The sequence below is a fragment of the Pseudomonas sp. p50(2008) genome (assembly GCF_015351605.1).
Lineage (GTDB): Bacteria > Pseudomonadota > Gammaproteobacteria > Pseudomonadales > Pseudomonadaceae > Aquipseudomonas.
The window spans coordinates 49,621-65,672 of record NZ_JACMYF010000004.1 but is presented as its reverse complement, the minus strand read 5'-3'; the positions used below and the strand labels follow the sequence as shown (position 1 = coordinate 65,672).

Below are 16,052 nucleotides of genomic sequence, written 5' to 3'. Positions count from 1 at the left end.
TTCTTTTTTACCTGCTGAAAAATCCTGCTTTGTGGCGATTAAAACCCTATCGTCCTCTTTTCGCGTAGGTCATTTCCTAAGTTGTAATTCGGCACTCTACTCGGCCATGTCTCTCAGCGAGAATCCTCGGCCGCCCCCTCTTGTAGAGAATCGCCGATGTTCAATCCAGTCAACGAACGTTCATTTCGTCTGGATGTAGCAGGCCTGCACCACCCCCTTGAAGTCCTGTCTTTTACCGGTCGAGAAGCCATCAGCGAGCCTTTTGTGTTCGACGTGGAACTGCGGGTAGATGACCCGGCGCTGGACCTTGCCAGCCTCCTGTACCGCTCGGTTTTTTTGAATTTTGGTTTAGCGGGAAACGGTATTCACGGACAACTGCATGAACTGGTTCGGCAGGAACATGGCTCGACGCCCTGGCGCTGTCGGGTGCGTCTGGGGCCGCGGCTCGGTTGTTTGTCCCAGCGCTACAGCCAGCGAGTGTTCAGTGCCAGTTCGGTACCGCAAATCCTAAGCCAGGTGCTTCGCGAGCACGGTATTGCCGACGAGGATCGGCGTTTCGAGTTGAGTGGTGATTATCCGTTGCGTGATTTTTGTACGCAGTACGAGGAGTCGGACCTGCAGTTTCTTCAGCGACTCTGCGCCGAAGCGGGACTTCACTATTTCTTCGAGCATCGCCCGCGTGGGCACTGCCTGGTTTTTGGTGATGCTCAGGGCCGCTTTCCACTGGGTGGGCGTGAAATGTTCCAGGCGGCGGGCGAGCAACCGGCGGTGCGCCAGTTCGGACGTGAAGAGGGCCAGGCCCTTCAGTCTGATGCCTACGGTCGTACGGATGTGGTGACGTTGCGTAGTGGCCAGTTGATGCAGCTGTGCGGTCACCCGATCCCGCAGTGGAATCAACTCTGGCTGTTGACCTGTATTGAACATCAATGGAGTCGTGAGCGGATGACTCCCTACAGCAACCAGATCCACGCCGTTGACTGCGAGCAGACCCTCGTCTTGGCCAAACCGACCGTGAAGCCACGGATGCACAGCCTCCAGCGGGCCTGGGTAGTCGATGTCGATGAAGTGCAGCCCGATGCATCCCGGTCAGTGGCCGTGCAGTTTGACTGGCTGTATGAGGGCGAAGGTGCGATGCCCAGTCATTGCTGGCTGCCCTTGGCCGAGGACCTGTGTTCCTCATCGGCAGCGCTGTTGCCCGAAGGGGCCGAAGTGGTGGTGAGCTTTATCGAGGGTGATCCGGATCAGCCGGTCATCGCGGGGTTTCTCCAGGCGCCTGCGCCCGCGGAGCAAGCGCTTGAGCCCGAACAGGAAGCCGGAACGGACGAAGATTTAGCGTCGCGGCTGGCCTCGGGAGAGCCTTTGATTCTGCTGTGCCTGCTGCCCGGCGGCGGCAGTTTCCATCATTGTGCGCAGACCCTGTGCACCTGTCGGGTCGTAATGGGGTCAGGCCGGGGCAGCGCCGCATGAGTGGCGCATTGGCGCGATGGCTGTTGTTCGACGGAACCGGTGCACCGCAGATGAGTGCAACGCTGCACAGCTCATTCGCCCATGTGCGGCGTGTCTGGTTATTCGAAGGCACGGAACTGCATGCGTTGCGTGAGCAGGGCCCCGTCCTGATTGACCTCGCTGACTGTCCCCGGCTGGCTGAGTCATGCCACAGCGAAACGCACCTATGGCCAGGCTTGTTGCTGTTCAGTGAGGCTTCGGCTGCTCAGTTGCTCGCTCATCTGCGTCGGATGCTCACGGTGTCGATCGGTCTGCACCATCGAGCCCTGTTGAGTTACTACAACCCGTACACCGCGAGTTATTTTTTCGATGCCTGCGATGCCCGTGAGTTGAGTTGCTGGCTGGGACCGGTTCGCCAGTTGCGCTGGTTTGGCGGGACGTGGGCCGACCGGGCGATAGGCAGTCAGGGCTGGCAACAACTGAGCAATCCCGGGCTGGTCGTCAGCCCGCTGGGCAATCAGGAAAACCTCAGCCCGCGCCAGCTGGAGAAGCTGCAAACCTGTTTGCTGGAGCAGCACACCTGGCACTGGTGTCAGTCAACGGGCACCGATTATCACCACCTGTGGTCCCATGTTGAGGAAGGCCTTGCGCTGGGTTTCAGCGAGCGCCCGGTACTCGATGACTGGTTGTGGCTACGCTTGCAATACCCGCACGCTTTACTGGCACAGCCGCTGCCGGGACTGACCCCGCAGGAGCGTCTCGAGTGCCTGCGTTACCTGTGGCAGAACGACAAACTCTGAACCCGAGGTTCACCTTGATGGCGAGCAAGATTCGACGATTGTTCAACCTGGCCATCGGTGCAATGTTACTGGTGGGGGCGACCGCCTGTTCACCGCTGAAGATGCTCAATGCCCTGACCCCTGACGGTACCTTCGACAAGACCGAAGGCATTGCCTATGGCAGTGATCCCCGGCAAAAACTCGACGTGTATGTGCCACGCCACCCCATGCAAAACGCGCCGGTGGTGGTGTTTTTCTATGGCGGCAGCTGGAACAGCGGTTCACGGGCCGATTACAGTTTCGTCGGCGAAGCCCTGGCATCGCGGGGGATTGTGGCCGTGCTGGCGGATTATCGCCTGTACCCGCAGGTGCGCTATCCGGCGTTTCTCGAAGATGGAGCGAAGGCCGTCGCCTGGACGCATGAACACATCCGGGAATATTCCGGCAATCCGCAGCGGTTGTACTTGATGGGCCACAGTTCTGGCGCCTACAACGTATCGATGCTGGCGCTGGACCCGACGTTGCTGGAGGAGGTGGGATTATCGCCGCACAACATCAGCGGCTGGATTGGTCTGGCGGGGCCGTACGATTTTCTTCCCATCGAAAATCCTGACGTGCGCCCGGTGTTCTTTTGGCCGAACTCGCCACCCCAATCACAACCCATCAATCACGTCAGCCGCGGCGCGCCGCCAGCCTTGCTGATGGCTTCACGCGACGACGAGCTGGTCAACCCGACCCGCAACACCGGTGGCCTGGCGTTGAAATTACGTGAAGCCGGGGTCCCCGTTCAGGACCTGTATTTTGCGCGCACCGGTCATGCCACGCTGGTGGCGACCCTGTCACGACCGATGCGTGGACTGGCGCCGGTGCTGGATGAGGTCACAGGCTTTATCAGAGCGACGCCGACTCAGTGAGTTTTACCCGCGAACCAGCCATCGTCCTTGCGTAAATACCAGGCAAACGCGGCAAGCGTCAGGCTGCGCAGCAACATGAACAACAGGAACGTTATCCACAGGCCATGGTTGCCCAAGCCTTGCAGCGCCCAGGCAAATGGCAGCAGCAACACGACCGTCAACAGCATCCCGTTGCGCATTTCCCGGGCGCGCGTAGCCCCGATGAATAACCCGTCGAGCAAGTAGCTCCACACGGCAATCAAGGGCAACGCGGCCAGATAGGGCAGGTAGATGAACGCTGTGTCGCGCACGCTTTGAATATCGGTCTGCATCTCGATGAACAAATGCCCGGCGAACAGGAACAGCACGGCAAAGCCCAGACTCGCCAGCAACGACCAGCCGCAGGCCACCACCAAGGATCGGCGCAACGCATCCCGATCCCGAGCACCAATGGCATGCCCGCACAGGGCTTCCACGGCGTGCGCCAAGCCATCGAGCGCGTGGGCCGTCAACAGCAAGCCATTGAGCAGCAGCGCGTTGGCAGCCACCGTGGCATCGCCCAATCGAGCGCCCTGCACGGTGATCAGGAAAAATACCGATTGCAGTGCCAGGCTGCGAATGAAAATGTCGCGGTTGACCGCCAGCAGTGGCCGCCAGCTCTGCCAGATCGCCAGCGCGGCCCAGGCAATGTGACCGGGGTAGGCGCGCAAGGCTTTGCGGGTCAGCAGCAGACCGATGAGCGCGCCTGTCCACTCGGCGATCACCGACGCCCGAGCAGCACCGACCACCCCCCATTCCAGTCCCAACACGAACCACAGGTTTAAGGCGATGTTGACCAGGTTGGTGCTCAGCAGAATCGCCAGCGGCGCCCGGGCATTCTGCGTACCCAGGAACCAGCCGACCAGTGCATAACTGGCCAGCGCCGCCGGGAGACCGAATAGCCGGGTGTGGAAGAACTCGCGAGTCAGCTGATCAAGCTCCGCCGAGGGCTGCATGAAATGCAGCGCGACTCCGCTCAACGGCACGCCCGCTGCACCCAGGACAATTGCCAGTCCCATGGCCAGCAACAGACCCTGCAATAGAATCTGCCGCAACGCTGCGCCATCGCCTCGCCCGGCGGCCTGTGCCGCGAACCCGGTGGTGCCCATACGCAGGAAGCCCATGCCCCACGCGAGAAAGGTGTACAGACTGGCCCCGACTGCCACCGCGCCCAGTTGATGGGCATGGGGCAAGTGGCCGATGACAGTGCTGTCGACCAGCGCCACCAGCGGTACGGAAATGTTCGAGAGAATCATCGGGGCGGCCAGCGCCCAGACCCGGCGATGGGTCGGGCGGTCGCGCCAGTCAGTGATCAGGTTGGACATGCAGGCTCCTTGGGGGAGCGGGCATTGTAGCGACACATTTGGAATCTACAGCGATCCATTTGTGGGCGCTTGGCTCCCACAGGGGAGAAGGGCAGGGGGTTAGTGGATTATCCAGCTCAATAACCAAAGCCCCAGCAGCAACCAGATGATCCCCATGATGATCGACGCATTCATGAACGCCCGAATGGCTGACCACAGCAGCATCAGGCCAAGAATCAAGGCAATGATGCTGATGATCGAGGTGTCCATTCCCAGCGCCCGGGAAAGCCCTTCGACGAAGTTGGCGCCAGCATGGCTCAACAGGTTGAACAGACCACTGAGGCCGTCAACGATAAAACGGATAACCGAGCCGAGTGCCTGGCCGAGCCATTCGAAAAAGCTTTCTACCTGCATGTCGTGAACGTCCTGATGTAAGTGGTTGAGGCTTGGGCCAACGATTGCGCTGGGGAGTTCCCTTATCCCGGGATCTTATGAGTATGACGCAAGATCCCTGTAGCAGCCGAACGCAGGCTACATAGACCTTGCCTTGATCGCACTTCACCCCGAAGCTATACGCCTTCAGGAGAGCCCGATGAACCTTGTTGAACTGACCCAACGCCTGCACGCCATCCGTGATCGCAATGACTGGCGGCAATTTCACAGCCCCAAGAACCTGGCCATGGCCGCCAGCGTTGAAATGTCCGAGCTGGTGGAGATTTTCCAGTGGCTGACCGAGGACCAGTCCCGCCAGTTACCAGCGGACAAGCTCGCCCACGCCGGGCAGGAAGTGGGCGACATCGTGCTTTATCTATTGCTGTTGTGCAGTGAGTTGGGGTTGGACATGAATGAAGTGGTACGCAGCAAACTCGCGGACAGCGAACGGCGGTTCAGCTGATGAGCGACCGTCATTTCGATCAGTTGGCGACGCGTTTCGCTGAAAAAATCTATGGCGGCGCCAAGGGCGCGATCCGCCTCGCCGTGCTGCAGGCGGACCTCGCTGAAACCCTGCCGGACCGCCCCTTGCGCGTTCTCGACATCGGCGCTGGCCTGGGCCACATGTCGTTGTGGCTGGCCCAGCGTGGCCATGACGTCACGCTCGCCGAGCCCGCCGAACCCATGCTCGAAGGTGCTCGCCAGCGCTTCGCCGAAGCCGGCCAGAACGCCACCTTCATTCAAGCCCCCTGGCAGGACCTGCTCGGCCAGCTCACCGAACCCTATGACCTGGTGTTGTGTCACGCCGTTCTGGAATGGCTGGCCGAACCCCACGCGATCCTGCCCGTGCTGCATCAGCTGACCAAACCTGACGGCTGGTTGTCCCTGGCGTTTTATAACCGCGACGCGCTGGTCTATCGCAACCTGCTCAAAGGTCACTTCCGCAAAATGCGCAAGAACGACATGGCCGGCGAAAAGCAGAGCCTCACCCCCCAACAGCCCCTTGATCCGCGCGAACTCGCGGCGCAACTTGAAAGCCTGTGGCGGGTCGAAACACAGAGCGGGGTCCGGGTTTTTCACGACTACATGCCGGTGGAGTTCCAGGCCCGCGTCGAGCTGGTGGACCTGCTTGAAATGGAGCTGGCTCACCGTCGTCACCCAAGCTTTGCCGGGCTTGGGCGCTACTTGCACTGGATCTGTCGGCCGGTCTGATCGGAGCATGAAATGAAAAGTCGTTCAGGGTTACTGGTGATCTGTCTGGGCTTGGCCGCTTGTCAGGGCAGCAATCCTTATGTGGCCACGTCCAGGCCCTTGCCGCCCGCACCCCCGCAAGCGGCCACGACCTTCGACCGCAGCGCCTACCCGGCACCCCCTCGTGACTACGGACGCTACCGCAGCTGGGCCTGGTTGAACGGGCAACTGCCGCCGGGAACTGCGTGGGCGGATTCCGCACAGGTTGCCGAAGCCGTCAGCAACGCCCTCGATCAGCGCGGCTTGCGCCCCTTGCATGACAATCGCCCGGCCGACCTGTTCGTCAGCGCCGATCTGCGTGTGGAAACCCGTTTGCGCCAGGTACGGGACGACTATTACGGCGGCGGTTATTACGGTGGTGGATACGGCGGATACAACCATTGCTGTGGCAGCGGTTATGGCGTCTACAACAGCGTGCCGATCGTGCGGACCTACCAGGAACAGGTCGTGGTCGTGCACGTCGATATGTTCGACGCACAAAGTGGCCAGCCGGTGTGGAGCGCCAGCGCTGAAACCAGCGATACGGGCACTCAAAGTGCGCGAGCGGATGCGATCAGGACGGCTGTGGAAAAGGCCATGTCGGCGTATCCTCCCAGTTAGCTTCTGCAGATAAGAAGCATTGCGCAGGTTCATGCCGTTCACCGGAGAAAAATCATGTTCCGCCGACTCGCTTTACTGGTTGTGGTTGCGCTGCTCAGCGCCTGCGCCTCCGATCAGGTCAATCACGACTTCGACGCCAGCCGCGACTTTGCCGCCTACCGCAGCTGGAGCTGGAAAGACCCCGCCCTGCAATATCGTCCTGATGACCCGCGGATCAAGAGTGACCTTACCGAGCAACGCATTCGCCAGTCGGTGAGCGAGCAGCTCGATCAACGCGGCCTGCGTCCAGCCGCTGCCGGCACTCGAGGTGACTTGAGCGTGCAGACTTATCTGATTATTGAAGAGCGCCAGCAACAGGTGACCACCAATTACGGCGGCGCCTGGGGTGGCCCTTGGAATGGTTACTACGGCGGCCCGATGTACAACGAAACCCGTAACATTACTTACAAAGTGGCGACGATCCAGATCGACCTGCTTGACGGCAAGGACGGCAAGCTGGTGTGGCGCGGCAGTGACGAGCAGATGCTCGCCCGCTCCCCGAACCCGACCGATCGCAGCAACGCGATACGCGAAACGGTCGGTCGGATATTGGCCAATTATCCGCCCAAGTAATTCAGCGCAACCCTCGTAGGAGCCAAGCTTTGCTCCCAAAGGGAATATTGTTCACTTAAGCTGAACGCTTACATTTGTGGCGAGGGGATTTAGAGAACGTCGCACCGCCCCGTTGGATTGCGAAGCAGCCCCAAAACTTTACGACTGCTGCGCAGCCGAACGGGGATAAATCCCCTCACCACAGTATTTTTCTCGTCTGAAGTTCGTCTCAGTGAACAGTATTCTGCTCTTGTGAGAGCTTTTCCTGTGCGCGATAGCGAGTTGCCAGCAACCTCTCCAACCCTTGTCTACACTGATTTTTACCCACGGAGGTAATCCTCGGCAGTACGCTGGCAAAGGAGTGCGCGATGTCTCCCCGCATGCAGTTTCGCGGCCCGACCGCTCAACGCGGCGCGATCGGTTTGATGGCGGCGCTGACCCTCGGCCTGGCGATGATGTTCATGTTGCTGGTGGTCGATAGCGGTCGGCTGTACCTGGAGCAGCGCAAGTTGCAACGGGTGGCTGATGTGGCTGCGCTTGAAGCGGTGACTCGCGACGGTGATTGCCTTGCAAACCTCACCGCCGCCAAATACTCCAAAGAAAGTGCCAGCCGAAACGGTTTCACCGTGGCCGATGGCACCACTTTAAGCACCAGCTGTGGTGTGCTGAAAACCGGCACCGATAACCTGCGAAGCTTCACGCTCGATGCCAGCAAAAAGGACGCTATCCGCGTGGTCGCCACACGCGTGGTTCCGACCAGCATTGCCGCTGGCATCGGTGCATTGTTCAGCTCTGGGCCGACCAGTCTCAATACCCAATTGACAGCAACAGCCGTCAGCGCTCCGGCAGTGCTGCCGCCCTTGGCCATGTTGACGATTGGCAGCACATTATTGGTGGTCGACTCCAATAAGTCGGCAGCCTTGAATCTGCTGCTAGGGAAAATGCTCGGCGGCAAACTTGATCTAAGCCTGGCGGGTTGGCAAGGCCTGGTCGACACCAATATCAACTTGTTGAGCTACCTCAATCAGCTGGCAATTGATGCCCACGTTAGCGCCGGAAACTACACCGAGTTGCTCAATACGAGCATTGGACTGAATCAGTTGCTGGACACGGCAATCACCGTTCTCACGGCCGGTGGCACCACGACCAGCCTGGCCGTCAGCGGCTTGACCGATCTCAAGGCCGCCGCCGGGAGCACATCATTGGTGCTTGGCCAGTTGTTGCAACTGCAAACAGCGACGCCTTCTTCGGCATTGAATACCAATCTTCAGGTCTTCCAACTGGTGGAGGCCTTCGTGCAACTGGCCAACAGCAAGAACGGGATCGTGGCGAGCATTCCCTTGAATATTCCGGCGCTGGTCAACGGTTCGGTACAGATCAAGGTGATTGAGCCACCGCAGTTATCGGCTTTCGGCAACCCCGCGCTGGCCAAGGCGAACCCGATGGGCGCTGACCGCATATTTGTTCGCACGGCACAGGTGCGAACGGTGCTCTCGCTTAACTTGCCATTGCTGTCGGGTATCACGGGCTTGCTGGATGCCATCGTCAGCACACCGGTCGTGGGCGGTGTGACCAGTGCCCTGAATGACCTGTTGCACCTGAATCTCGCTGGCGCGGTAGGCTCGCTGCTTTGCACACTGACCGGGACCTGTCAGGTCACCGATCTGAAAATCCTGCCGACATCCACCATCGACATCGCCCTGGAAGTAGCCGCAGCCGACAGTCACGTCACGGACTACAACTGTGCCAGTGATGCCACGAAATCCCTGACCACCCAAACCAACACGGCAGTGGTAAAGCTCAAGGTGGGCAACATCGATAAGACCAACGCCTTTTCATCCTCGGCCGATGTCACCGTGAAACCACTCGCCTTGATTGATATCGGGATGTACAACTGCGTGCTCTGGGTGTGTGACAAGGCTAACCGCAAAGCCTTTTACGGGGGCGGCCTGGGCGTAAAAGTCGATGCGCCTGTCCTCAGTACTCAAAGCACCCACGTCTACAATCAGCCACCGGAAATCAAACAACCCCCCTTGTTCTACAGCCTTGGTACCCAAGGCATCGTCGATAGCTTGAAAACAACCCTTAACGGCGTCGAAGTACTGGCCTACAAACCCACCGGTTCCAGTCTGCTGGGCGGATTGCTGACGACTGCCGCCGGTACACTCAACACCATCAATAGCACGCTGGGCGCCACCATCGACCTTCTGCTCAGTAGAGTGCTGGACCCCATTCTGGACAGCGTGCTCTCCACACTCGGGATCACGCTGAACAAGATTGACGTCGGCGCCAACTTAAGTTGCAAACCGCCCGGGCGCGCCGGGTTGGTGATCTAAGGATCGAGCAGAATCGGCAACTCAATACAAAACCGCGCACCTTGCGGCGAGTTGCTGACGCTGAGCCGTCCACCCATGTTCTCGACAATCCCGTAGCTCACCGACAGCCCCAACCCGGTACCGACACCGACCGGTTTGGTGGTGAAAAACGGTTCGAATATGCGCTCCAGCAACCTTGGATCGATACCGCCGCCGTTGTCCTCGACCCACAATCGTACATGCTGCGCATCCCGTTCGGCATGCACTGCAATCCACGGCTCCAGCTCACGATTCGTTTCACGTTGCGCGAGCAGTGCATCCCGGGCGTTGACCATCAGGTTGATCAACACCTGCTCCAACTGATCGACATAACCGCGAACCTGCACTTCGAAGTCGACCTCGCTGACCCGCAGCTCCACGCCTTTGCCGCGCATGCCGTCGGCCAGCAGCGACAGTGTGCCTTCGATAGCGTGCGCCGGATTGAACGGATGCTGCTCGATCTCGGAACGGCGGCCGAACACGCGCATGTGATCCACCACCCGCGCGGCACGCTGGACCTGTGCATCGATGCGGTTGAGCTTGTCGGTCAGGTAGTCGATCTGCACATCACCGCTGCTCAGACGTTTGAGCACATTGACGATGGCCATGCGCATCACATTCAGCGGCTGGTTGATTTCATGGGCCAGGCCCGTGGCCATTTCGCCGAGGGTGGCCATTTTTGCGCTTTGAGTCAGTTGCTGCTGGGTTCGCCGGACTTCGGTGTTGTCGCGGCCCACGGCCTGAACCTCCAGCAATCGCCCCTGCTCGTCGAACACCCCGCGATCCGACCAGACCCACCAGGCGTGCTCCCGTCCCGGCAGTTGCAAACTGATTTCCGCGCTACTCACCGGGCATTCAGGACTCAGATCACTTAGCCGCATAAGAAACGCCTCACGCTGCTCCGTGGACATCCAGCTGCCGAGGTTCACGCCGGGCAGTTGTTCGGGCTGGCATTCGAGGTAAGTCGCCAACGGTCGATTGCCGAATGTCAGGGTCAGGTCCGGGCGGTAGCGGCAGATCATGGCCGGTGAATCTTCCACGAGGATGCGATAGCGCTCTTCGCTTTGTTTAACCTGCTCGGCCGCCAGGGTCGCTTCGGTGACGTCCAGCCACAGGCCAACTGCTTCGACCGGCAACCCGAGGTCATCGCGCAGCAATTTGGCTTCATCCAGCAGCCAATGGTAATCACCGCGACTGTCACGCAACCGATAGCGGGCACGCACCGAACCTTCGCGCAGCAACAGGCGTGTGCGTTCGAAGTACTGATCGCGATCCTCCGGGTGTATCCGCTCCACCAGCGCTCCGACGCTGCAATCGGCGAGGGACAATCCCAGTAGAGGCAACAGGCTGTCGCTGAAAAAGGTTGGGTGCAACACCCCTTCGGCATAGCGCTGCACGTAGATAACCGCAGGTGAACTGGCGATCAGGTTGTCCAGGCGCGCGTGCGCTTTTGCGGCATCCTGCTGCTGGTTCTTGATGTCGCTGATGTCGAGCATGAACCCGATCAGACGCCGGTGTTTTCCGATGCCCACCGCTTGGCCCTGCAGGCGATACCAGATCGGTGTTTGCGCGGCATCGGTGCGATGCAGGCGTACGCACAGCGACAACGCCACGCTGTCGTTTTGCAGGGCTTGCAAGCGCGCGTTCAATTCTTCGCGTTCGGCTGGGTGCACGTGATCGAGCCATTCCTGGAGTGACAGTTGCGCGTTACCGAGCCCTAAAGTGCTCGCCAGCGAAGGGGCCAAATGAACCGAATCAGTGTCGTCGAACAGCTCCCACCAGCCTGTGCCGAGCAACGTTTGCAACGACTCCATGCGTTCCAGTTGCAGGCGGTGGCGGTGCTCGCGCAAACGCTCCAGCAGGGGAGCGGCCAGCGCGGCAGTCAGGTCCAGCCAATCGCGATCATGCATGTCAGGCGCACGCTGTTGCGCCGGATACAGACCACACAGCAACCAGGCAGCCACGCCTTGCGCATCGTGATAAGGCACGACGAATCCATCGGCGTTGCCAAAGAGGCTTTGTAGCCGCGGGTGCTCGCTGCGACTGAGTTGCTGGGGCGCGGAGCCGTTCAGGCTATCGAGACGGGTGCCCAGGCGCTGATTGTCGTGCCAAAGACCGGGCGCGTCGAAGGCGGTGTAGTGGTGAAGAACCTGCCAGCCATCGCCCTGTTCATCGAGCAATGCGATGGCGATGCTGGGAATCTGAAAGCGCTGGGCCACGCACTGCAATTGCTCCGTCAGCACCTCGGGCAGGCGCGCCAGGCTGCACAAACGCAGTTGTTCATTGGCCTGTGCTGCCAGCTGTTGGCATTGCTCGCGAATGCGTGCCTGTCGGCGTTCCAGCAACAGATCGCCGATGTCGAGCAGTTGCAGCAACCAGGTATCTGCCAGCGGCTGAACCCATCCGCGCAGGTGCAGGGGCTGTCCGCCGAGCCCCTGAAAGTCGAGGTCCAGGCTGTGTCCCAGCCACTCCTCGGGCGTCCCTTCGACGGACAGGCAACTGTCGGGCATCAGGTAGCTGGTTAATGGCGCGGGGTGTGCGTGAGGTGTTGGGTGTGCGAGCGCATGCCTGAGCGGACCGGTTAAGTGAATGACGCCGCCGTGGGCGTCCAGGTGGACTTGTAGACCGATGCCCGGCGTGCTCAGCGTGTCCGGTGCAATCGGTGGAGCCACCCGTTGTCGCTGGAGTAAACGCCCGAAGAGCGTGTCACCACTGCTCAAAACTGCAGGCTCGATTGAGCGCTGAGCGTCGTTGGCAAGTTGGGCACCGAACCGACCCCCGGCAACACCAAGGTGGGCAGGACGTTGTTCAATTTGCTGCTGGGATAATCGATGCTGACGGTCAAAACACCGGCCGCATAAACCGCCTTGGCATGGTTGGGGACACTGAATTGCAGCCCGGCCGGAATCCAGGACAATCGTTGGGTCAGCACATCTGTCGCCACTTTCTCGACAGCCTGTTTGTAGTTGGCGGTTGTCGGGTCCACGGCAACGCTGCGGCGAACCGCTTCGGCGGTCGACTCGTTGAATGACTGCATCAATAACAGCGGCAGGCTGTAACTGAGCACGCCATACAGCACGGCAAAAAAAATCACGAACACCAACGCGAATTCGATGGCTGCGGCGCCTTTTTGCTGGCGAGGGAGGGCGGTTTTCATGTGTGCGTCTACCCTGACAATCACAACGTAATGTCAGCATAGAATCATTCAGCCAAAACGGACGGCTTTTACTTATGCAGAGCGTTTTTCTACTGATCTGGCTGATGATTTGCGCGGCGCAGGATGCTCGGGAGCGGCACATCGCCAATGCCCTGACCTTGGGGGTTGGAGCGTTGGCGCTGGCCTGGTTGTTGTGGACAGGAAAAACCTGGCTCGGCGCAGAGGCCTGGCAGGGTGGCCAGGCTTTTTTGCTGGCGCTGGCGTTCACATTGCCGGGTTACTGGATGGGACGCCTGGGCGCCGGGGATGTGAAATTAGTGACAGCTTTGGCGCTTGCGACGGACGGTATGCACGTTCTGGGTACTTTTATCGGGGCCGGTGTCGCGAGTGTTTTGTGGCTGCTGATTTCGCCAAAAGTCTGGCTTTATATGGGTCAGTCACTTAGAGGGTATTTGCGGTACATGGGCCCTGAAATGTCAAAAAAACAACCCTTTGCGCCCTTCGTTCTGGTGGGGGCGGCGCTCACGATGGCCTGGATCCGCTAGTCACTTACTCTGTGTGCAGACCGAAAAAGTCGTCTACTTTCAAGTCATTCGTAGTTGTACAGCGTTTGGCTGTCGGTACAGGAATGGCCAGGTTTTGGCGTCGGCATGGAGTAACACGTGAACAAGCTCACCTCGGTAGTAAAAGTCCTTGTGGTCGACGATCAGCCGTTGATCGTGGAAGAACTTAACGAGTTTCTCGAGAGCAGTGGATATCGCTGTGTTCCCTGTGAGACCAGTCAACAGGCGATTGAATGTTTCACTGAAGATGCGGATATCGGCCTGGTGCTGTGTGATTTGCACATGCCGGGCATGGATGGCATTCAACTGGTCAAGGAGTTGCAGCGAATCGCGGGCAAGGAACGGGTGTTCGAGGCGATCATGCTGACCGGCCGGGCAGACAAGCAGGATGTCATCAAGGCATTGCGTGCAGGCTTTGCCGATTACTATCAGAAACCTATTGATCTTGATGAGTTGCTGCAGGGCTTGCACCGTCAGATGGTGGCGCTGCAGGAGCGGCAAAAGGGCCTGCAGTTGGGGCATTTGAATCAGAAGCTGCAGTACCTTTCCGAGTCCATCGATGATCTGTACCAAGACCTCGACAAGGTTCGGCGCAGTCCTTCGCCGCGGGGTTCTTCGGGCGCTGGTTTGAGTGAGGCGGATCGGTTGGAGATTCCTTCGATTTTCAATCAGCTGTCTCCTCGGCAACTGGACGTGGCGCGGTTGGTGGGGAAGGGGCAGACGAATTATCAGATTGCGTGTGAGTTGGGGATTACCGAGAACACGGTGAAGTTGTATGTGTCGCAGGTGTTGCGGTTGACGCATATGCATAATCGGACGCAGTTGGCGTTGGCGTTGTCGCCCAGTGGTTCTGGCTTGCGGCAGCGAGTGACGGCGCACTGACCTTTGGGTTGCTTGCGCTTTTTGTAGGAGTGAGCCTGCTCGCGATGACGGCCTATGGGTTGACCCGATTTATGCGGATGTACTCGATCCACTGTGGGAGCTGGCTTGCCGGCGATGACGGCCTGACGGCCGACCCTTTTTTTGCAGGTGTACATATCCATTGCTGCGGTAACGGCCACTTAGGGTTTCGCCCTTACGGCGAGGCACTTTTTTCAAACGCCAAAAAAGTACCCAAAAAGGCTCGCCCCCAAGCGTACGGCACCTCGCTAAAGCTCGGTGTTCCCTCGCTCCGGTATTCATCTGGGGGCATCGCCTACGGTCTGCTTCGCGACGACCTCCTCTCGATGTGTGCGGCTTCGCCGCACGGCGCTTCGCGCCTGCCCCCCAGATGAACACCTCCACTCGGCCTCCCGAAGGGGCGGGTGGATCAAAAGCCGGATCAAGATCAAAAGCGTTTAGGCGAGCTAACGCTCGGCCTTGAGTGGTGAAGGGCAACGGCGCTGGGTGGTGGTTTTCTTTAGATGCTCTGTAGGAGCAAAGCTTGCTCGCGATGACGGCCTGTCAGCCGACCCCATTCATGCGGCTGTACTCGATCCTGTGGAAGCTGGCCTGCCAGCGATGGCGGCCTGACAGCCAATCCGATTGATGCAGGTCTACTCGATCTATTGTAGGAGTGAGCCTGCTCGCGATAGCGGCCGATTGACCGACCTGATTCATGCGGATGTACCCGATTCCTGTGGGAGCTGGCTTGCCAGCGATGGCGGCCTGACAGCCAATCCGATTCATGCAGGTCTACTCGATCTATTGTAGGAGTGAGCCTGCTCGCGATAGCGGCCGATTGACCGACCTGATTCATGCGGATGTACTCGATCCCTGTGGGAGCTGGCTTGCCAGCGATGGCGGCCTGACAGCCGACCTGTCTCTTGCAGGTGTACTCAATCCATTGTAGGAGTGAGCCTGCTCGCGATGGCGTCATGAAAACCAGCCAATTACTTTAGATAAAACACCGGTAGGAGCTGCCGCAGGCTGCGATCTTTTGATCTTTCTGCATCGCGCCACTAAAAGATCAAAAGATCGCAGCCTGCGGCAGCTCCTACACAAAGCGCCTACGAGTGTTTCGTTTTTCGCGTTTTTTCCCACAGGTTTTTAAGGTTGGCCTTCGGAAGCGCCATGTCTAGTCTCTGGCCGTCGCTGCCCATTCAGCGGCCAGGATTGGAACCCCTGATGTGTAAACGAAATGGCCTCTCATGACGTATGCTTGCGCACCTCAAAAGTGTGCACTCCGTTATGGCGGCTGTGCGCGGGAGACTTCGAGTCTGTCGGGTTACCGTTTGCCCGGGTTCCAGCCTGCGTACAGCTGCCACCTTCCCTTGGAACCGAAAGGAGCAGCTTCAACCTGGACGGAGAACTGCCATGCCAAAACCAACCCCCAATCCCCCCGAATCAACCACCACCGCATCCCACCTCGACCTCAAAGCCGCCATTCTGAAAAACTCAAAACCCCATAGCCCCAGCAAAATGTACGCAATCGTCGCGGACATGGACACCGAAAGCCTGCTGGCAAATGCCTGTGAATCCCTGGCTTCGGCCAGCGTCATGGCGAGTGATTTCGCGACGTTCCTTGATGGGCCGCAGCGCAGCATGCTGTTGGGTATTCAACAGGTGGTGATGCTGGCCGATCTGGCGGTGAATCAGGCATTGGACAACCTTGATCCCCGAGACTGAACGCTCAGTTTTTGTGGCGAGGGGGATTGTCGAATC

The 16,052-nt window shown here is 59.3% G+C and carries 15 protein-coding genes; 11 read left to right on the top strand and 4 right to left on the bottom strand.

Features of this window, described 5'->3' with window-relative positions; genetic code table 11:
• The first annotated feature begins 156 nt into the window (after positions 1–156).
• From H7698_RS12100 to H7698_RS12090, 3 genes are all read left to right on the top strand, one after another.
• The gene (locus tag H7698_RS12100; RefSeq protein ID WP_194691521.1) at positions 157–1,467 is read left to right on the top strand and encodes a type VI secretion system Vgr family protein; all 1,311 of its coding nucleotides are present in this window, start codon (positions 157–159) and stop codon (positions 1,465–1,467) included.
• Positions 1,464–2,246 (top strand): DUF4123 domain-containing protein, encoded by a 783-nt coding sequence (locus H7698_RS12095; RefSeq protein WP_162439121.1) that lies wholly within the window; start codon positions 1,464–1,466, stop codon positions 2,244–2,246. Before H7698_RS12100 ends, H7698_RS12095 begins: the two co-directional genes overlap by 4 nt.
• 62 nt (positions 2,247–2,308) lie before the next feature.
• Positions 2,309–3,139: an alpha/beta hydrolase gene (locus tag H7698_RS12090; RefSeq protein WP_442966290.1), complete on the top strand. Its 831-nt coding sequence runs from the start codon at positions 2,309–2,311 to the stop codon at positions 3,137–3,139.
• Here H7698_RS12090 and H7698_RS12085 read toward each other — a convergent pair.
• Positions 3,133–4,482 (bottom strand): MATE family efflux transporter, encoded by a 1,350-nt coding sequence (locus tag H7698_RS12085; protein ID WP_162439120.1) that lies wholly within the window; start codon positions 4,480–4,482, stop codon positions 3,133–3,135. The genes H7698_RS12090 and H7698_RS12085 overlap by 7 nt on opposite strands.
• A gap of 99 nt (positions 4,483–4,581) precedes the next feature.
• On the bottom strand, positions 4,582–4,875 hold the full coding sequence (locus tag H7698_RS12080) for a hypothetical protein (RefSeq protein ID WP_162439119.1): 294 nt from the start codon (positions 4,873–4,875) through the stop codon (positions 4,582–4,584).
• A gap of 178 nt (positions 4,876–5,053) precedes the next feature.
• Between H7698_RS12080 and H7698_RS12075 the strand changes: the two genes are divergently transcribed.
• The 5 genes from H7698_RS12075 to H7698_RS12055 all read left to right on the top strand — a co-directional run bounded on the left by H7698_RS12075 (position 5,054) and on the right by H7698_RS12055 (position 9,671).
• Positions 5,054–5,356 carry a MazG-like family protein gene (locus H7698_RS12075; RefSeq protein WP_162439118.1) on the top strand — a complete coding sequence of 101 codons (303 nt, stop codon included), beginning with the start codon at positions 5,054–5,056 and terminating at the stop codon, positions 5,354–5,356.
• The gene (locus H7698_RS12070; RefSeq protein ID WP_194691520.1) at positions 5,356–6,105 is read left to right on the top strand and encodes a methyltransferase domain-containing protein; all 750 of its coding nucleotides are present in this window, start codon (positions 5,356–5,358) and stop codon (positions 6,103–6,105) included. The genes H7698_RS12075 and H7698_RS12070 overlap by 1 nt, the downstream gene beginning before the upstream one ends.
• A gap of 12 nt (positions 6,106–6,117) precedes the next feature.
• Positions 6,118–6,744, top strand: coding sequence for a DUF4136 domain-containing protein (locus H7698_RS12065; RefSeq protein WP_194691519.1), 627 nt, complete (start codon positions 6,118–6,120; stop codon positions 6,742–6,744).
• 54 nt (positions 6,745–6,798) lie between these two features.
• Entirely contained in the window at positions 6,799–7,356 is a 558-nt protein-coding gene (locus H7698_RS12060) for a DUF4136 domain-containing protein (RefSeq protein ID WP_162440634.1), read from the top strand.
• Positions 7,357–7,703: 347 nt separating this feature from the next.
• A complete protein-coding gene (locus H7698_RS12055; protein WP_194691518.1) occupies positions 7,704–9,671 on the top strand; it encodes a pilus assembly protein TadG-related protein in 1,968 nt (655 codons plus the stop codon).
• On the opposite strand, the gene H7698_RS12050 is transcribed toward H7698_RS12055, so the two are convergent.
• Both H7698_RS12050 and H7698_RS12045 read right to left on the bottom strand, forming a co-directional pair.
• Entirely contained in the window at positions 9,668–12,409 is a 2,742-nt protein-coding gene (locus tag H7698_RS12050) for a PAS domain-containing sensor histidine kinase (protein ID WP_194691517.1), read from the bottom strand. The two genes, H7698_RS12055 and H7698_RS12050, sit on opposite strands and share 4 nt — an antisense overlap.
• A complete protein-coding gene (locus H7698_RS12045; protein WP_162440637.1) occupies positions 12,406–12,846 on the bottom strand; it encodes a TadE/TadG family type IV pilus assembly protein in 441 nt (146 codons plus the stop codon). Before H7698_RS12045 ends, H7698_RS12050 begins: the two co-directional genes overlap by 4 nt.
• A 74-nt stretch (positions 12,847–12,920) precedes the next feature.
• Between H7698_RS12045 and H7698_RS12040 the strand changes: the two genes are divergently transcribed.
• The 3 genes from H7698_RS12040 to H7698_RS12030 all read left to right on the top strand — a co-directional run bounded on the left by H7698_RS12040 (position 12,921) and on the right by H7698_RS12030 (position 16,016).
• On the top strand, positions 12,921–13,391 hold the full coding sequence (locus H7698_RS12040) for a prepilin peptidase (protein ID WP_194691516.1): 471 nt from the start codon (positions 12,921–12,923) through the stop codon (positions 13,389–13,391).
• A 117-nt stretch (positions 13,392–13,508) separates the two neighbouring features.
• On the top strand, positions 13,509–14,291 hold the full coding sequence (locus tag H7698_RS12035) for a response regulator (protein ID WP_194691515.1): 783 nt from the start codon (positions 13,509–13,511) through the stop codon (positions 14,289–14,291).
• A 1,413-nt stretch (positions 14,292–15,704) separates the two neighbouring features.
• Positions 15,705–16,016: a DUF6124 family protein gene (locus tag H7698_RS12030; RefSeq protein ID WP_194691514.1), complete on the top strand. Its 312-nt coding sequence runs from the start codon at positions 15,705–15,707 to the stop codon at positions 16,014–16,016.
• Positions 16,017–16,052 lie beyond the last annotated feature (36 nt).